23 protein-coding genes are annotated in these 14,171 nt (G+C 65.4%); 13 read left to right on the forward strand and 10 right to left on the reverse strand.

Annotation, left to right across the window (positions count from 1 at the left end):
- Positions 1-9: 9 nt before the first annotated feature.
- The 10 genes from ABIC51_RS09760 to ABIC51_RS09805 form a co-directional block, all read right to left on the reverse strand.
- Complete coding sequence (locus ABIC51_RS09760; RefSeq protein ID WP_354006442.1) at positions 10-480, reverse strand: RusA family crossover junction endodeoxyribonuclease; 471 nt, start codon at positions 478-480, stop codon at positions 10-12.
- The gene (locus tag ABIC51_RS09765) at positions 477-737 is read right to left on the reverse strand and encodes a hypothetical protein (RefSeq protein WP_136470458.1); all 261 of its coding nucleotides are present in this window, start codon (positions 735-737) and stop codon (positions 477-479) included. Before ABIC51_RS09765 ends, ABIC51_RS09760 begins: the two co-directional genes overlap by 4 nt.
- Complete coding sequence (locus tag ABIC51_RS09770) at positions 734-1,843, reverse strand: DUF1376 domain-containing protein (protein WP_354006443.1); 1,110 nt, start codon at positions 1,841-1,843, stop codon at positions 734-736. Before ABIC51_RS09770 ends, ABIC51_RS09765 begins: the two co-directional genes overlap by 4 nt.
- Positions 1,843-2,703 (reverse strand): DNA adenine methylase, encoded by an 861-nt coding sequence (locus ABIC51_RS09775; RefSeq protein ID WP_354006444.1) that lies wholly within the window; start codon positions 2,701-2,703, stop codon positions 1,843-1,845. Before ABIC51_RS09775 ends, ABIC51_RS09770 begins: the two co-directional genes overlap by 1 nt.
- Entirely contained in the window at positions 2,700-3,569 is an 870-nt protein-coding gene (locus tag ABIC51_RS09780; protein WP_354006445.1) for a hypothetical protein, read from the reverse strand. The genes ABIC51_RS09775 and ABIC51_RS09780 overlap by 4 nt, the downstream gene beginning before the upstream one ends.
- The gene (locus tag ABIC51_RS09785) at positions 3,566-3,856 is read right to left on the reverse strand and encodes a hypothetical protein (RefSeq protein WP_059584255.1); all 291 of its coding nucleotides are present in this window, start codon (positions 3,854-3,856) and stop codon (positions 3,566-3,568) included. Before ABIC51_RS09785 ends, ABIC51_RS09780 begins: the two co-directional genes overlap by 4 nt.
- Entirely contained in the window at positions 3,853-4,080 is a 228-nt protein-coding gene (locus tag ABIC51_RS09790; protein WP_354006446.1) for a hypothetical protein, read from the reverse strand. Before ABIC51_RS09790 ends, ABIC51_RS09785 begins: the two co-directional genes overlap by 4 nt.
- A complete protein-coding gene (locus ABIC51_RS09795; protein WP_175899987.1) occupies positions 4,074-4,295 on the reverse strand; it encodes a hypothetical protein in 222 nt (73 codons plus the stop codon). Before ABIC51_RS09795 ends, ABIC51_RS09790 begins: the two co-directional genes overlap by 7 nt.
- A complete protein-coding gene (locus ABIC51_RS09800; protein WP_021161594.1) occupies positions 4,292-4,666 on the reverse strand; it encodes a hypothetical protein in 375 nt (124 codons plus the stop codon). The genes ABIC51_RS09795 and ABIC51_RS09800 overlap by 4 nt, the downstream gene beginning before the upstream one ends.
- A gap of 116 nt (positions 4,667-4,782) precedes the next feature.
- Positions 4,783-5,094: a transcriptional regulator gene (locus tag ABIC51_RS09805; RefSeq protein ID WP_081080722.1), complete on the reverse strand. Its 312-nt coding sequence runs from the start codon at positions 5,092-5,094 to the stop codon at positions 4,783-4,785.
- An 84-nt stretch (positions 5,095-5,178) separates the two neighbouring features.
- Between ABIC51_RS09805 and ABIC51_RS09810 the strand changes: the two genes are divergently transcribed.
- The 13 genes from ABIC51_RS09810 to ABIC51_RS09870 all read left to right on the forward strand — a co-directional run bounded on the left by ABIC51_RS09810 (position 5,179) and on the right by ABIC51_RS09870 (position 14,124).
- Complete coding sequence (locus ABIC51_RS09810; RefSeq protein ID WP_060318105.1) at positions 5,179-5,523, forward strand: helix-turn-helix transcriptional regulator; 345 nt, start codon at positions 5,179-5,181, stop codon at positions 5,521-5,523.
- An 824-nt stretch (positions 5,524-6,347) separates the two neighbouring features.
- Positions 6,348-6,779, forward strand: coding sequence for a hypothetical protein (locus ABIC51_RS09815; RefSeq protein ID WP_354006447.1), 432 nt, complete (start codon positions 6,348-6,350; stop codon positions 6,777-6,779).
- Positions 6,780-6,943: 164 nt separating this feature from the next.
- Complete coding sequence (locus ABIC51_RS09820; RefSeq protein WP_230951844.1) at positions 6,944-7,291, forward strand: XkdD/Y8K6 family phage-associated protein; 348 nt, start codon at positions 6,944-6,946, stop codon at positions 7,289-7,291.
- Positions 7,288-7,782: an HNH endonuclease gene (locus ABIC51_RS09825; protein WP_059863083.1), complete on the forward strand. Its 495-nt coding sequence runs from the start codon at positions 7,288-7,290 to the stop codon at positions 7,780-7,782. Before ABIC51_RS09820 ends, ABIC51_RS09825 begins: the two co-directional genes overlap by 4 nt.
- Positions 7,779-7,958, forward strand: a complete 180-nt coding sequence (locus ABIC51_RS09830) for a hypothetical protein (RefSeq protein ID WP_060051569.1) — start codon at positions 7,779-7,781, stop codon at positions 7,956-7,958. Before ABIC51_RS09825 ends, ABIC51_RS09830 begins: the two co-directional genes overlap by 4 nt.
- Entirely contained in the window at positions 7,955-8,122 is a 168-nt protein-coding gene (locus ABIC51_RS09835; protein WP_354006448.1) for a hypothetical protein, read from the forward strand. Before ABIC51_RS09830 ends, ABIC51_RS09835 begins: the two co-directional genes overlap by 4 nt.
- Positions 8,119-8,262, forward strand: coding sequence for a hypothetical protein (locus tag ABIC51_RS09840; protein ID WP_272545674.1), 144 nt, complete (start codon positions 8,119-8,121; stop codon positions 8,260-8,262). Before ABIC51_RS09835 ends, ABIC51_RS09840 begins: the two co-directional genes overlap by 4 nt.
- A 96-nt stretch (positions 8,263-8,358) precedes the next feature.
- Complete coding sequence (locus ABIC51_RS09845) at positions 8,359-8,658, forward strand: KTSC domain-containing protein (protein WP_234743029.1); 300 nt, start codon at positions 8,359-8,361, stop codon at positions 8,656-8,658.
- Positions 8,655-9,464 carry a RecB family exonuclease gene (locus ABIC51_RS09850; RefSeq protein ID WP_354006449.1) on the forward strand — a complete coding sequence of 270 codons (810 nt, stop codon included), beginning with the start codon at positions 8,655-8,657 and terminating at the stop codon, positions 9,462-9,464. The genes ABIC51_RS09845 and ABIC51_RS09850 overlap by 4 nt, the downstream gene beginning before the upstream one ends.
- A 10-nt stretch (positions 9,465-9,474) precedes the next feature.
- On the forward strand, positions 9,475-10,761 hold the full coding sequence (locus ABIC51_RS09855; protein ID WP_301825935.1) for a hypothetical protein: 1,287 nt from the start codon (positions 9,475-9,477) through the stop codon (positions 10,759-10,761).
- Between the two features lie 29 nt (positions 10,762-10,790).
- Positions 10,791-11,672: a DNA translocase FtsK gene (locus ABIC51_RS09860; protein ID WP_354006450.1), complete on the forward strand. Its 882-nt coding sequence runs from the start codon at positions 10,791-10,793 to the stop codon at positions 11,670-11,672.
- Complete coding sequence (locus ABIC51_RS09865) at positions 11,669-13,441, forward strand: AAA family ATPase (RefSeq protein WP_354006451.1); 1,773 nt, start codon at positions 11,669-11,671, stop codon at positions 13,439-13,441. The genes ABIC51_RS09860 and ABIC51_RS09865 overlap by 4 nt, the downstream gene beginning before the upstream one ends.
- Complete coding sequence (locus tag ABIC51_RS09870) at positions 13,438-14,124, forward strand: 1-pyrroline-5-carboxylate dehydrogenase (RefSeq protein ID WP_354006452.1); 687 nt, start codon at positions 13,438-13,440, stop codon at positions 14,122-14,124. The genes ABIC51_RS09865 and ABIC51_RS09870 overlap by 4 nt, the downstream gene beginning before the upstream one ends.
- Positions 14,125-14,171: the final 47 nt, after the last annotated feature.

The following is a 14,171-nucleotide window of genomic DNA, read 5'->3' on the forward strand; positions in this document are numbered from 1 at the left end:
CCCCGCTCCTTATGCTGACTTCAGATTCAATTCGATCGCCTCGATCCGCACGCCCGGCGTGCGCGCGTAGCGCTTCGACACCCAGAGGTCGACGACCTGGCCGTCGTCGACGTACACCACCCCGTTCATGCCGTCCTTCAACGCCTTGACAACGTTGTCGGCGTCCGGCTTCTTCGTCGCGCCGATGGCGCCGGCGGCCGCCTCGCCCTGGCGCTTGTTCGACCAACTCGCCGGGATCGGCAGGCCGATGTGCACGATCAGCCGAATCGGGCCGGCGTACGGTGCGGCGCTGCGCATCGCCGCGCGGGCGGCCATCTTCACGAGGTTCTCGTACCGCTCGGTTTTCTCGGGCGTGTAGGTTGTGACGTGCGCGCCGCGGCGTGCGAACCTCGGCCGCCCCTTCGCGAGAGGCGCACCCGGAACGACGAACTCGACGCGCTGCGCGACCGGCGATGCCGCGATGAGCGACTGCTGGGTCATGCCGTCACCTCGCCGGCCACGTCGTCGGTCACCAGCACGCCGCTGATCGGGCGCAGCCACGCATCCGGAATCCATCCGGTCTTCAGCTCGCATGGCCGAAACGTGAGAACGTCCGTCGCCGGGATAGGCGTCGGTGCCTCGACGAACCAGCAGAAGCCGAGGTGCAGGTAATCGCCGTAAGGCGCCTTCACCTCGACGATGCGGTCGCGGGCTTTGCCACGCGTGATCACGGCCATGTCGCCGACTTTGCAGTTCATCGCCCTTCCCCCATCAAAGCGCCGGCCGCGATGGGCCCGGCAGTGTTGCGAAACGCGCGGTTGTGGTCGTCCCACCACGGGCCGTCGCCGGCCGCTTCGAACACGCGCAGCTTGAAATCGAACGGAGGTTCGTCGCGGCCCTGCTCGACGCCGAGCGTGCTGCCGTGCTCGACGATGCCGGTCCACGATCGCCACCAATCGCCGACGGCGCACGTGCCTGTCGCTGGCGTCGCGGCGCGCGCGGCGAGGAGATCGCCGAGGATCGTGTCGAGGAATCCGACGTTGAGCGGCTGCTCGGAGCGCTCTCGCTCTCGGCGCTTGCGCCCCGTGGCGACGGCCGCACGCAGGTCGTCGACCGTCACGCCGCGCGCGGGCCAACCGGCAAGCCGCGCGTCATCGGCGGCGAAGCCGACGCCCGACGAGCGAAGGATTTCGACGAAAGCGGCGGCGGCGATCGGCGGTTCTTCCCCACCTCCCTGTGCTGTGCCGCCGCCGCTTGCTGTGTTTACATCTCCCTCTCCTTCTCTCTTGCGATCGGGGGGCGAATCGGGGGGCGATTGCGTTGGTGATCGGGGGGCGATCGGGTTGGGATCGCGACTCGAATCGGCCACGATGTCTTTCACCTGCTTTTTCCGCAGCCATTCCGATTGGGGGGCGACGCCCTTCAGCAGGTGCGCTGCCTCGACAACCTGCTTGCGAACGGCAACCGTGTCGATCTCTATCCCCCATCGCTTGGCATTGCCGACTGAGCCCGACAGGCTGCTCGTGAGCTTCGACAACCACGCCTCCAGCACCTTCTCAGCGGCGACCGGGTGATAGAGCCGACCGTCGGCGCACTTCACCCATCCACGCAGTGCGTGATCCTTCACGCGCTTCCAGTTCTTCGCCTGCGACAGATGGCCGAGCATGCGGTCGTCGGCCGGCAGGCTGGCGGCCGGAATCTGATGCCAGCTCTCAAGCCACAACGTGATCGCGGCCGCGCGCTCGTCGCCGGTGCCGAGGATCCACGTTTCGGACGTCAACAGGCGCTTCACCTCGAGCGGCATAAACGGAAAATCGCGGAGGTTGCAGTCCGCTGGGGTGAGAGGATTCGGGAGGTCGTTCATTAAATCAGCCTCGCCTGCGCGCGCTCTTGCTCGAGCGCTGCAGTACATGCGGAATTCAGCCAGACGACTTCCGTACGCACGCGCCCGCCGTCGGCCTGGTGTCGACGCTCGAAGCGCTCCCAATCCGAGTAGAGCTCGTCGTCGTACAGAGCGCTGGGATAGCCCGACAGCACCACCATGCCGCGCACGCCGCGGAGCGCCGCCGCGAGTGCGCGATGATCGTCGTCGGTCATTTCATGGCGGTAGCCGTGAGTGCTCGAGCTGCGACCGGCAAGCGACGAACGCGTGCTGTGCGCATACGGCGGGTCGACATAGAACAAGGTGGACTCGGCGTCGAGCCGCGCCACTACCTCGAGCGCGTTACGGTTTTCGATGACGACGCCCTGCAGGCGACGCGCGAACACCGGGATCGCGTCAGACCATGTGGCCCATTCGTAGGCCGGCAGGACGCGCCCGTCCGTCAGTTTCGAGCGGAAGCCGGTGCGGCAACTGCGCGTGGCACTGTCGCTGCCATGGCCCATGAACGAACGCACGATGAGCTTGTGAGCGGCGTCCATTTCGTCGGTCGCCGGCTCGTAGGACCAGTCGAACTCGTCGCGTGCGAACGGCGTCAGCGCGCAGCGCCGCTGCAGTTCAAGCGCGCGATCGACATCGCGCAGGATGCGAAAGATATTGACGATGTTGCCGTCGAGGTCGTTGTAGCATTCGGCGCCGACGCGATCCTTCAGAAGCAGCACGGATCCCGCGCCTCCGAACGGCTCGACGTAGCAGGAATGCGCCGGGAAGAAAGACATGATCCACGGCGCGAGGCGGAACTTGCCACCGTGATATCTCAGGACGGGGCGCGTGACTCCTGTCATGCACCCTCCCGCGCGATGTGCGGCAGCGGTTCGGCAGCCGACTCAATCGCAACCTGAATGCGCTCCAGCTGCTGACGGAGTCGCTTGACCTCTGGATCAACGCTGATCCGCCGTGCGGCCTGCTTGCAGGCGCTGGCGATTTCCCATGCCCCTGCGCTCGCCGGCAGCCCGAGCGCACGCGCGAGCTCGATCCGTGCGGCGTCGACTTGCGCCGCGTCGCGCTCCGCATGCTCCTTCGCTCGATCGAGGATCAGCCGCCGTTCGTTTTCCGCCTCCTCGGCCAGGTTCTCGAGCCGCTCGGTGGCCGTCTTCAGTCGGCGCTCCGCATGCAGCTGGTCCCGCACGGCATCCGCGACAACGTCGCCGAGGCGCGCGCGAAGCTTCTTTTCGAGCGTCCATTCGTTGCACAGACCTGCACGCAGCTGCTCGTGGTTTTGATCCGCGAGCCGCGCCATGCCGTCGATGATCAGCTTGATCCACGCGTCGCGCGGCAGGTTCTCCATGTTCTTCAGCGTCGGGCCCTTCAGCGAGCGCCAGCCGTCCGGGCCACGCACGATCAAGCCGCAGCCGGCGGGGATGTCTTCTTTCTTCAGCAGCCCGGCGGGCGCGGCGAAGATCACGCCGGCGGCGAAGCGCAGGTACGACGTCCACTTGCCGGCCGTCACGTCTCGCCGGAAGTCGGCGACGCTGATCTTGCATTCGTACGCGACCGGCTGGAACCGCGCGAACGAGCACGGCACGGTGTAAACGTCCGGTCGCGGCGAGCCGGCCGGCCCGAGTTGCATGTCGGTCCATACGAGGCGATCGGAGGCGCCGTGAAGATGCGCAGCGAGATCTTTGGCGAGGTCGTCGTGCGCCCACGTCATGCCGTCACCTCGGCCAGCCATTCGCGGTACCGCGCGATCTGTCGGAGCAGTCTGGCGCGGGCCCGCGTGCGTTTCTTCGCCGACAGCGCGTATTGCTCTTCGCACTCGTGCGGCGTGTCGTCGCTACGCTCGGGGTCTTCGCTCCAGAGCTTGCGGGCGGCAATCAGCGACTTGCGCTCAGCATTCGCGTCGACACGTGCATGGTCATACTCGAGCGCGGCGAGGCCGATCGACGCCAGCCGGCTGACGTTTTCGCGAGCGATCGCGGCTTTCGATGGGCGCTTCACGCTGCCTCCCGATACGGCTCAGGTGACGCCGCGCAGATGCCCTGCTCCCAGTCGTAGAAGCTGTACGGACGCGGGCAGTCGTTCGCCGCGGCCCAGCCGCGCCCCCACTGCTTCGCGAACTGCGCGAGCGCGCCGCGCAGCGGATTCTCGTGCAACGGGACGCCGGCGCGCGCGGCGCGCCAGCCTGCGCGGAACGCCGCGCGCTCGAACAGTTGGGTCAGCACGAGCCGCCCTCCTTTGTGCCGTCGATCGGCGCCGCCTCGGGACGCACACGCTCGAGCATCCAGAGCTGGTCGGCCCGGAACGCGAGGTAGTCCTGCGGGGGATCGCGGAAGATGAAAAGGTGCTTTTCCTCAATGAGGCCGAGGTAGGTCATGGGGCGCCCGAGCTTGCGGGCAAAGTGCTTGCCGACGTCGCGGTGGCTGAGCGTCAAGGTCATGCCGCCGCCTGCCGCTGGCCGAACGCCTGCTGAACGAACTCGCCGATCGCCTGCTGGCTGAGCCGACGGTATTCCTCGATCGCCTTGCGCTCCTGGATGGCGAGCCACTGCCGCGGGTAGTCACAGCCCGTGAACATGCAGAACAGGTGCAGCTTCGTCGCCGGGAACGGACGGCGGCCGGCGACCAAGTCGGCGAAGTGCGGATAGTGAATCCCGCAGTTCAGCGCGAGGGTCTTCCGGTCGAAGCGGCGCAAGCCCAGCTCGAGCGCGCGCGTCAGGCAGTCCTCGAAGCTCATCGCCTCGACTTCTCCGTCCGGCAGCGTCGCGGCTTGGACCCACGGCGCGAACATCCTGAATTCGGTCTGGTTCATACGAAAAATCAATCGTTACCCAGTTGATTACCCACTTGCTTACCCAGTTGGCGCCGGGGCGAAATAAAGGCCAGGAAAACACCTGGCCAGCTTTCAGCTAATGCGAACCATCGCCATCACTCGACGCCTGTACGGAGCGCGTCGCGCTGCCCCCCTTCTGCAGTGCACGCGCCCAAACGTCCCAGCTCAGTTGCTACGGCGGGATCAGGCCAGATCAGGTGCCAGTCGGTGGGACGAAAGTCCCTGTATGGGATGCCGACGGCATTCCCCACGAGAACGCAGTTCTCAGGTCTCATTGCATTTGGGGAATGCAGCCACTTGTGAATGTGTGGCTGCTTTTTGCCGATCAGGCGGGCAAGTGCGGACTGCGACCCAGCTTTCTGGATCGCTGCAAGCAGAGCCGGCACGGAGCAATTGGTCGGTTTCATGCGGCAATACTATAACCAAAGTTATTTATCCGCAAGAACTTTGGTTATTTGCCGGCTTACAACCAAGGTTATAGGATGCCCGCTATGGAAAATCCTGAATTCGGGCGCCGGGCGAAGGAACGTCGCGAGGCACTGGGCCTATCCCAGAAGCACGTCGCGGAACTTGTCGGCGTATCGCAGCCGGCAATCGCCAAGGTTGAAAGAGGCGGCAGCACTACGACCACGAACGGGTTCGCACTCGCGCGCGCGCTTCAAACCACATTGGAGTGGCTCGAATTCGGCGATGAAGCCGAGCCGGTTCCGCCAGGCTACGATCGGCTCGACGAGATTGGCCGCGCCAAAGTCGAGGCGTACATCAGTGGGCTGTTAGCACAGTCAGCTCCGCACCGTTCGTCTGCTCAGGACGAAGACAGGCCAGTCGGCGACTGATCCTCCACGCTTCTTGTGGAAGCGGCTCCAGCGATGCATCCCAGAATGAAAACTCCCGCGTAACGACAGGCCGCTTCATTCTTCCCGTGAAACCGAACGCGGGCTTCTCGAGCAGCACATCCCATCGACCATCTGACCGCAGCCGCTGAATCGCCACGATCGTGCCGACCAGCGCAGGGTTCCTGCTCGTCACCACCCTAGCCAAGTCCCCGGGCCTGCAGCGCAGACGCGTCTTCGATTCTTCTTCCACAGGACGCCCTCGTCTTCGGTTTGTCACAATACTGTATGCATGTACAGTAGTTTATCCCCAGTTCCCGAAATCTTTCAACTGTTGTCAGCAGGCGCTTACCAGTCTGCTCGTCGTCGCGTTGTTACAAATTTCCGCACCACATGATAACTTTGGTTGTTGACACGTCGATAACCTTAGTTATAATTCCCATCAACGCGGCACCGACGCCGCGCCACCGCCTCCAGTGGATCGCTCTCTAACAATCGAAGGTATGCCGGGACCGCACACGCGGAGCAACCGGCCGGCGCGATCAGCGTCGTGAGTCAGGACAGGCGCAGCGCGCTAGGCCGATGTTTGGCTACCGCTTGCAGGCTTGAACGAACCTGATGCAAGACAGCCAGCACCACGTGACCGATGGCTTCGTAATCGGCACAAACCTCGCGCGGCCCGGAGCCGGCTCGGCCGGGAGTAGTCGGGCGCGCGAGTGATGCAGTTCTGACCGGTGGCGGTTCTTCTTCTGAGGCGTCACCAGTGAGGGCTGCGCACGCAGCGTTTCAGTTCAAGACAGAAATTACATTAGTAATCCTACTTTTATTTGGAGGATGCGATGCATAGTCCTCGACCCCATCAGCACAATCTCCGCGTTCTCCCGGTCCGCGCCGAGCAGCACGCCGACCAACTGCAAGCCGCGGCAGACGATGCCGCGCTGGCGCGCGACGAGCGCAATGAAGCGATCGCCGATGCCGTCACGTTCGACGTGCTTCCGTTCTCGACCGAGCAGATCGCCGTGCTCGACGCCGCGCTGCGCCGCGGCTACATCGAGGACGTGTACGAGGTCTGGAACCTCTGCAAGGACGTGCTCAAGGCCGAAATCGCAAGTCGCATCGCGACCGCCGACCTCGCAGCCGTCTCACCGCGGCACGCAATGACGTACTGCTCGTCGTGCGGCGCGGAACTCGGGCCCGGAAACGCAGGCGTTAGCCACTGCAGCGACCACCGCACGCTTCGCCTCGTTCGCGGGGCCTGACATGGCGCGACTCCTCGTCGGCGCGGCGGCGCTGGCAATCCTCGCGCTCGTCGTTTTTCTGCGTGAACTGAAGCGCGGAATCGACCACATCAACGCCGACGAGCACCACCTGCACTGACCACCGCGTCCGCACTGCGGGCAATCACACCACACCGAGGGACCACATGAACGAGATCAAGCACACGCCGGGGCCATGGATCTGGGCGCCCGACTACAAGGGCCTGTATGGCGCCGGACCGAGCAACGCAGTTCTCGATCACGAGTTCTGTGAAGGGATGTGGCTGGCCCACGTCGAGCAGCGAGAAGCGAATGCGAAGTTGATCGAGACCGCGCCCGACATGGCCGCCGCCCTCGAAATGATCGCCGCAGAGGACGACGCAGCGCGGCACAACGGCACGCCCCTGCTCACGTCCGGCGTTCGTATGACGCTCGACGCCGCCCTGATCAAAGCCGGCCGCAAGGCTGCACCGGAGCCGGTGCGGATCGTGACGATCGCAGGGGTGGATCGATGAAATCGCTCGCGCAATTCACTAGCAGGCGCGCGAAGTTCGAGGCTTTTCTCGTCGAGCGTGGCGCGCAAATCTTGCAGCCGACGAACGAGTGGGAAGTTCTTCGGTTCAAGACGTCGCACGGTACGTCTGTCGTGTACTGCAACGCGCGTGGCGGTATCACGCCGACGGGCGAATCGCTCAAGGCATGGGATGCGTTCGAGAAGTGCAAGCCTTGGCGCGCTTCGCCAGCGCCCAAGAAGCGCGTTAAGGGGCGTGACCGCACGCTGCCGATGTTCAACGCATTGCTGCGCCGTGATGGGGATGCGTGCTTCTACTGCGGAGCACCGACAAGCGAAGAAGATCGTTCGCTCGAACACCTTGTGGCCCGCGCACATGGCGGTCCCGACCATCTGAGCAACTTGGTGCTCGCGCACCGGGAATGCAATGCGTCGGCCGGTCATCTCAGTGTGATGGAAAAAATCCGCATCCGCGAACAGCGGCGGGAGGCATGATGCGCGCCCCTGTCAACAGCCTATTGCCTGTATTGCGCGATTACAAGCGATCGCCTGTATCGCGCCTGCGCTACGTGATCGAAGGCGCGGCATGGGCATTCGCGTACGGCGTCGCGATCGGCGCGCTCTGGTTCGGCGCTGATCTGGCCGGCCCCTACCTGCGGAGTCTCGGATGACGCCCTTCGACCTCCTCGGCGCGCTGCTCGACCGGGTATTCGAATGGAATCCCATAGCCGGTTACCTTGTCGCACTCGCGATAGCCGCCGTGTGCACGTTCGTGCTTGCCCGGCTCAACGCAGACGGCACGGCCATCACCGCCCTCGTCACGAGGCACGCATGAGCCGCTTCACCGATCACGCTGACCTCTTCGAGCGCCGGCACCCGCGTGCTGCGCGCGCGCTCGTTCTCGCGACCTTCATCGCGGTTGCAGCTATCGCGATCGCAATCGACTACTTCAGCAAACGCTCGGGGATCCTCTAAGCGCCACCGTCGCTCCCCATCGACGTCACGTTGTCCACCACATCCAGCGCGCTGTTCGATGCGCGTCTCTCGTCGTTCAATCTGGAGTCCCAAGACATGAAAACCATCGACACCCTGCCAGTCGAGTCGTCGCAGATCCACAGCATCGGCTACGACGCCGAATCCGAGACGCTTGCGGTCCGTTTCAAGGATCGCAAGACGAATGCGCCGACGTCGCTGTACCACTACACCGGCTTCACGCAGGCGAACTTCGACGCGCTCAAGGGCGCCGACTCGCTGGGCTCGCATTTCTACAAGCACATCAAGCCGTTCCCCGAGCGCTTCCCGTACGTGTGCATCGAAAAGATGCCGGCGCCGGCCGCGGAGGCCACCGCCGAAACTGCAGGTGCGGCATGACTCCCTCGGTCTACACCGTGCGCGCGTCGAGCTGGGCCGGCCTGTTCGATTGCGCGTATCGCTGGGAAGGCATCCACCTCCTAAAGATGCGCAACGTCGTCGGCCTGCGCGCGGCGCTCGGCACCGCGATCCACGCCGGCACGGCCGTCTTCGACCAGGCACGCCTCGACGGCTCCGGTCTGACGGTCGACGACGCGGCAGGTGCCTTCGTCGACAAGCTGCGTGATCCGGAGAACGAATTCGACCCGGCGCGCGACGACTTGAGCTTGTCGGAAGCCGAACGCATCGGCCTCTCGCTCACCACGAAATACTGCCTCGAGGTCGCGCCGCGCTACGACTTCATCGCCGTCGAAATGGAGACGAAGCCGCTCGACATTGAATGCGGCGGCGGCATCACGATTCGCCTGACCGGCACGATGGACCGGGCACGCGTGCGCCGCACAGCGCTCGGCCCGGGCATCGCCGACCTGAAGAGCGGCTCAGCCGCGGTGCAGAAAGGTGTGGCGGTCACGAAGGGACACGGCCCGCAGATCGGCACCTACGAGATGCTCTACGAGCACACGACCGGCGAACTGATCGCCGACACCGCCGAGATCATCGGCCTGAAGACCAAGGGCACGCCCGAGGTGGCCACCGCATCGGTGAAGGACGCCAAGCGCGTGATGATCGGCACCGAGGACGAGCCCGGCCTCATCGAATTCGCGGCCGACATGTTCCGCACCGGCCGTTTCTTCCCCAACCCGAAATCGCTGCTCTGCGACGCGAAGTACTGCCCGCGGCACGGCATCTGCAAATTCCACGAGTAACGAGGCACCCATGAATGCACCCGCACAACTGAGCGAAGTGAAGGCAGCCGGCGGCGTGCCGGCGCTGATGCCGGACCAAGCCGTCGACATGTTCACCGAGCGCGGCTTTGTCCTGGCCAACCGCATCGCCAAGGCTTACGCGAGCAGCGATGCTGTTCCGGCACAGTTCCGGTCACACAACCTGAAGAAGGCGAACGGCGAGGAAATCTGGGTCGAGAACCCGTCTGCGATCGGCAACTGTCTCGTCGCGATCGAGGTCGCGCGCGCCGTCCGCATGTCGATTACCGCAGTGATGCAGAACGCCGACATGATCGAAGGCAAGCTGCGGTGGTCGGGCAAGTTCGTGATCGCCGCCATCAACGCGTCGGGCCGCTTCACGCCGCTGCGCTTCCAGATGATCAGCCGCGGCAAGATCACGGCCAAGTACAAGGAAAAGACCGGCTGGAATCAGCAGGCTCGGAAGCCGATCTTCGAAGAGCGCGAGGTCGAGGTCGATGACATCGAGTGCATCGCCTGGGCACTTCCGCGGGGCACACCGGAACCGCGTCTCGCGCCCGAACAGGTTCGCCAATACGCGGGCCGCATGCTCGACCTTTACCGTGACATCGGCATGCCCGTGATCGAATCGGCGCCGGTCAGCATGCGAATGGTCGTCGAGGAAGGCTGGTACGGGAAGGCCGGATCGAAGTGGCAGACCGGCCTCCGCACGCTGATGTTCCAGTACCGCGCCGGCAGTTTCTTCGGCAACATCCACGCGCCCGACATCGTCATGGGCATGGGTCGCACTTCCGAGGAAGAAGCCGACATCGTGGACGTCTACCCCGACGGCTCCTTCACCGTGCAGACCACGACGCTCGACACCCTGCGAGCGGGCCCGGCACATCCGGCCGAAGAGGTACGCCGCACCACCGTAGCGGCCCCCTCCACGCCGACCGACGAGCAACCTCCTGAAGACGAAGGCGACAACGCAGGCCAGAGGGAAGCCCGGGCGTCGGATGAGGTACCGGGCGACGCTGATCACGCACCGCAAGGCGGCTTCGACTTCGACGTGAGCGGCCTGGTGCTCGGCATCCGCGAGGACATCGAGTCGGCCAAAACCCCCGAGGATCTCGACCTCGCGCGCAGCGCGATCAGCGGCGTGCCTGACGAAACCGCCAAGGCCGAACTGAACGCCCTTGCCTCGGCGCGCATGCGCGCCATCACGGCGGCGGCTGATCAGGCGGCCACCGGCAAAGCGTCGTCTCAAACGACCGCACCGGCCGGCCGCCGGGCACGCGGCCCGATCAGCGCCGATTAACCCCCTCTATCGCCGCCAAGGATTTCGACATGACCGACAAGAACGTTCTCCAGATGACCGCCGACAGCATCGGCAAAGACCTGCTTTCAGCGTTGGTGACCGAAATGAAGCTGATGCCCGACATCTGGGTAAAGCTCTCCGAGAAAAAGCAGAACGACGTCATCGACAGGCTGAAGGCACGCGTCGACCACAACGTGAAGATGGCGACGCACCTCATCGCCAGCAACGGTCGCATCGTCGTGCAGGGTGACCTCGACCAGATCACGATCAAGGACGGCGTCAAGGCGGTCGTGAAATTCGGCGGCTCTCAGCCGAACCTGCATGAGCTCTACGAAGCGAGCGGCAAAGCCGTCCTGGTCGTTGTTGCGAACCCCGACGAGCACACCGGCGGCATGGACGAGATCCGCGGCGAATCGGATCAGCGCGGTTTGGACCTCGGCCGCGAGTACACCGACCAGGACGGCGACGGCATGGACGGCGACAAGCCCGATAGCGACGTCGTCGATGCCGATTTCCGCGAGGTGCCGAAGCTCGGCGACGGCCCGACCCAAGCGCAGCTCGACGAGCAGCATCAGGCCGGCCGGCAAGCGGCCGCCGAAGGCAAGCCCGAGAGCGAATGCCCCGTGATGGCCGGCGAGCTGTGCATCGCATGGGTGAAGGGCTGGAAGGAGTGGCACGAGGAACAAGCCGCATCCGGTAACGAAGATCCGCTGTACGCCCAAGTCGAAGCGTTCGTGATCGAGCAGCAGAAGGTGACGATTTCGAGCGTGCAGCGCCAGTTCAAAATCGGCTACAACCGCGCCGCGCGGCTGATCGAGCTGCTCGAAGCCAAGGGCGTCGTCAGTGCGATGGATTCGGACGGCGGCCGCACGGTGCTGCGGCCGCGCGAAACGCAGGGAGAGGAATCGTGAAAATCACCGACATCTACGTAGCGAACGTGCTCGGGATTCGCACCGCCGATATCCGGCTCGCGAAACCGGTCACCCTCTTCACCGGCCCGAACGGTGCCGGCAAGAGCAGCCTGCAGGAAGCCGTGCGCATGGCGCTCACCGGCGACACCGTGCGCGTCGCGCTGAAGAAGGAATACGGTTCGCTGGTCACCGAGGGGGCGGACGGTGGCCAGATCGTGGTCACGTGCGGCGAGCAGGCGAATAGCGTCACGCTGCCGTCCGGCAAGCTCAAGCGCGAGCTCGCCGAGGATCCTCGCCTTCCGCTGGTGCTCGACGCGCAGCGGTTCGCGCACCTCGGCGCGGCTGAGCGCCGGACGTTCCTGTACGACCTGATGGGCGTGAAGATCGGCGTCGACGAAATGCGCGCCCGGCTGCTCGACAAGCTCGGGTTTCGCACCGACGCGGTACCGGCTCCGGCCGCCGCGCGGCTCGCGGCCATCACGCCGATGCTGCGCGCCGGCTTCGACGCGGCGCAGAAGGAAGCGGCCGACCGCGCGCGCGGCGCGAAGCAGTCGTGGCGCAACGCGACCGGCGAGACGTACGGCAGCCAGAAGGGAGCGACCTGGCGCCCGGCACCGGTCGAGTTCGACGAGGCAGCATTGCGGAAGCTCACGGGCGACCGGGCGACGCTTGACGATCGGATCGGCGAACTGCAGCAGCAGATCGGCGCTGCCGACGCGGCGGACACTGCGGCACGTGCGCGTGCATCGAAAATCGCCGATCTGCGCACGCGCGCCGCCGGTTACGCGAAGGCGGTCGAGCTCGCGCAGCTCGCCGACGAACAGGTCACCGAATTCCTGCCCAAGGTCGAAGCGCTTCGTGTGCGCGCCGGCGCGGCACCGGCCGGCACCGAATGTTCGTGCCCCGAGTGCGGCGCGCTTCTGCGCTACCTCAACGGCGTGCTGTCGGCGGCGGCCGCAGCCGGCGCGCGCGACGCCGACGCGGCTGCGAAGCTACCCGAGTACGAGCAGGGCCTGAAGACGCTGCAAAACGCAGCCGCAAACCGCAAACGCGATCTCGAAGCCGCAGACGCGGCCGCGACGCAGTTGCGCGCGCTCGAAGACGATGCGGCGGACAGTGGCGCGGCCGCCGCACGCGAGAGCGGAGACGCCGCGCGCTCGGAGCTGGCCGACCTCCAGCGCCGCCGCAAGCAGCTCGACACCGACATCGCGACGCTTCGCGAGATCGAACGTCGCGCCGCCGGCGCCACCGACCTGGCAAAGCAGGCTGCGGCGCTGCACGAAGATGTCGCAGCGTACGAAGCGATCGCCGACGCGCTCGCACCGAATGGGATCCCGGCCGATCTGCTCAAAGAGGCGCTCACGCCGATGAACGAGCGCCTGACGGACCTCGCCGAGATGTCCGAATGGGAATGGGCCGACGTGACGATCACGCCGGAGATGGAGATCTTCGCCGACGGGCGCGCTTACGCCCTGCTGTCCGAATCGGAGCGCTGGCGCGTTGACGCGCACATCGCCGCGGCGATCAGCCACTTCTCGGGCCTGAAGCTGCTCGTGCTCGATCGCGCCGATGTCCTGGTCGGGCCGGAGCGCGACCGGCTTCTCTACTGGCTCGACGATCTCGCCTATGGAAACCAGATCGACACGGCGCTCGTGTTCATGAGCCTGAAAGCGCCGCCCGGTGGGCTGCCTGAAGCCATCGAGGCATTCTGGGTTGAAGGCGGTCAGGTCGCGCCGGCCGCACAGCATGCAATTCGGGAGGCAGCATGAGAGAGGACCTTGAGCGCTATCTCAGCACCAAAACGGAAGCAACAGCGAATGCTATCGCGACCGGAACCGGGCTCCCCCACCTCGACGTCAAGAAAGAACTGAACCGCATGCTCGGCGAGGCGATCGTCGAGCGTGCGAAGCGCGCGGGCGGCGGCAACGAGTACGTGTACTGGCTCGCTAGGCGCTCGCCAGTGCAGACCGCTCCGGCCGCCGAAGCCGAATCCGAGATCACTTACTCGCTCGAGCAACGGCCGCTCGACGTGGCTCAGGCTGCACTTCTGTACCCACCGGTCCCAGCCAGCCTCCCATGCGTCACACGTCCGGTCGTGCCGGACGGCGGTACCGACGATGTAGTCGACGCCGAGATTCGAGTGTCAGACCTGCTGGAGGTTATCAAGACGTTGACGGCCGAGCGCGACGCCGCGGTGGCCAAGGCCGATACCTGGCGCGCGAATACCGCGGCGCTCGAGGCGCGCATCGACGAGCTGACACTCGGCCCGGTCGGCGCACGCGCGCCGCTGTTCGTGACGGTCGGCAGGTATTGCAAGCCGAAACGTCACACGTCGCTCGAAAAAGCCCAGCGGCGCGGCAGCGCGCTCGTGCGCAGCGAGAAGGAATCCGAGGTGCTCGTGCTTGAACCGGTCGGCCGAATCGTGCGCGGCACCGAGTGGCGTCCGAAGTAGCCGATCGCTTTACCGCCGCGCATACCCCGTAGTCTCGCGCGACGTCT

It is taken from the genome of Burkholderia sp. 572 (genome assembly GCF_040545135.1).
GTDB lineage: Bacteria > Pseudomonadota > Gammaproteobacteria > Burkholderiales > Burkholderiaceae > Burkholderia > Burkholderia cepacia.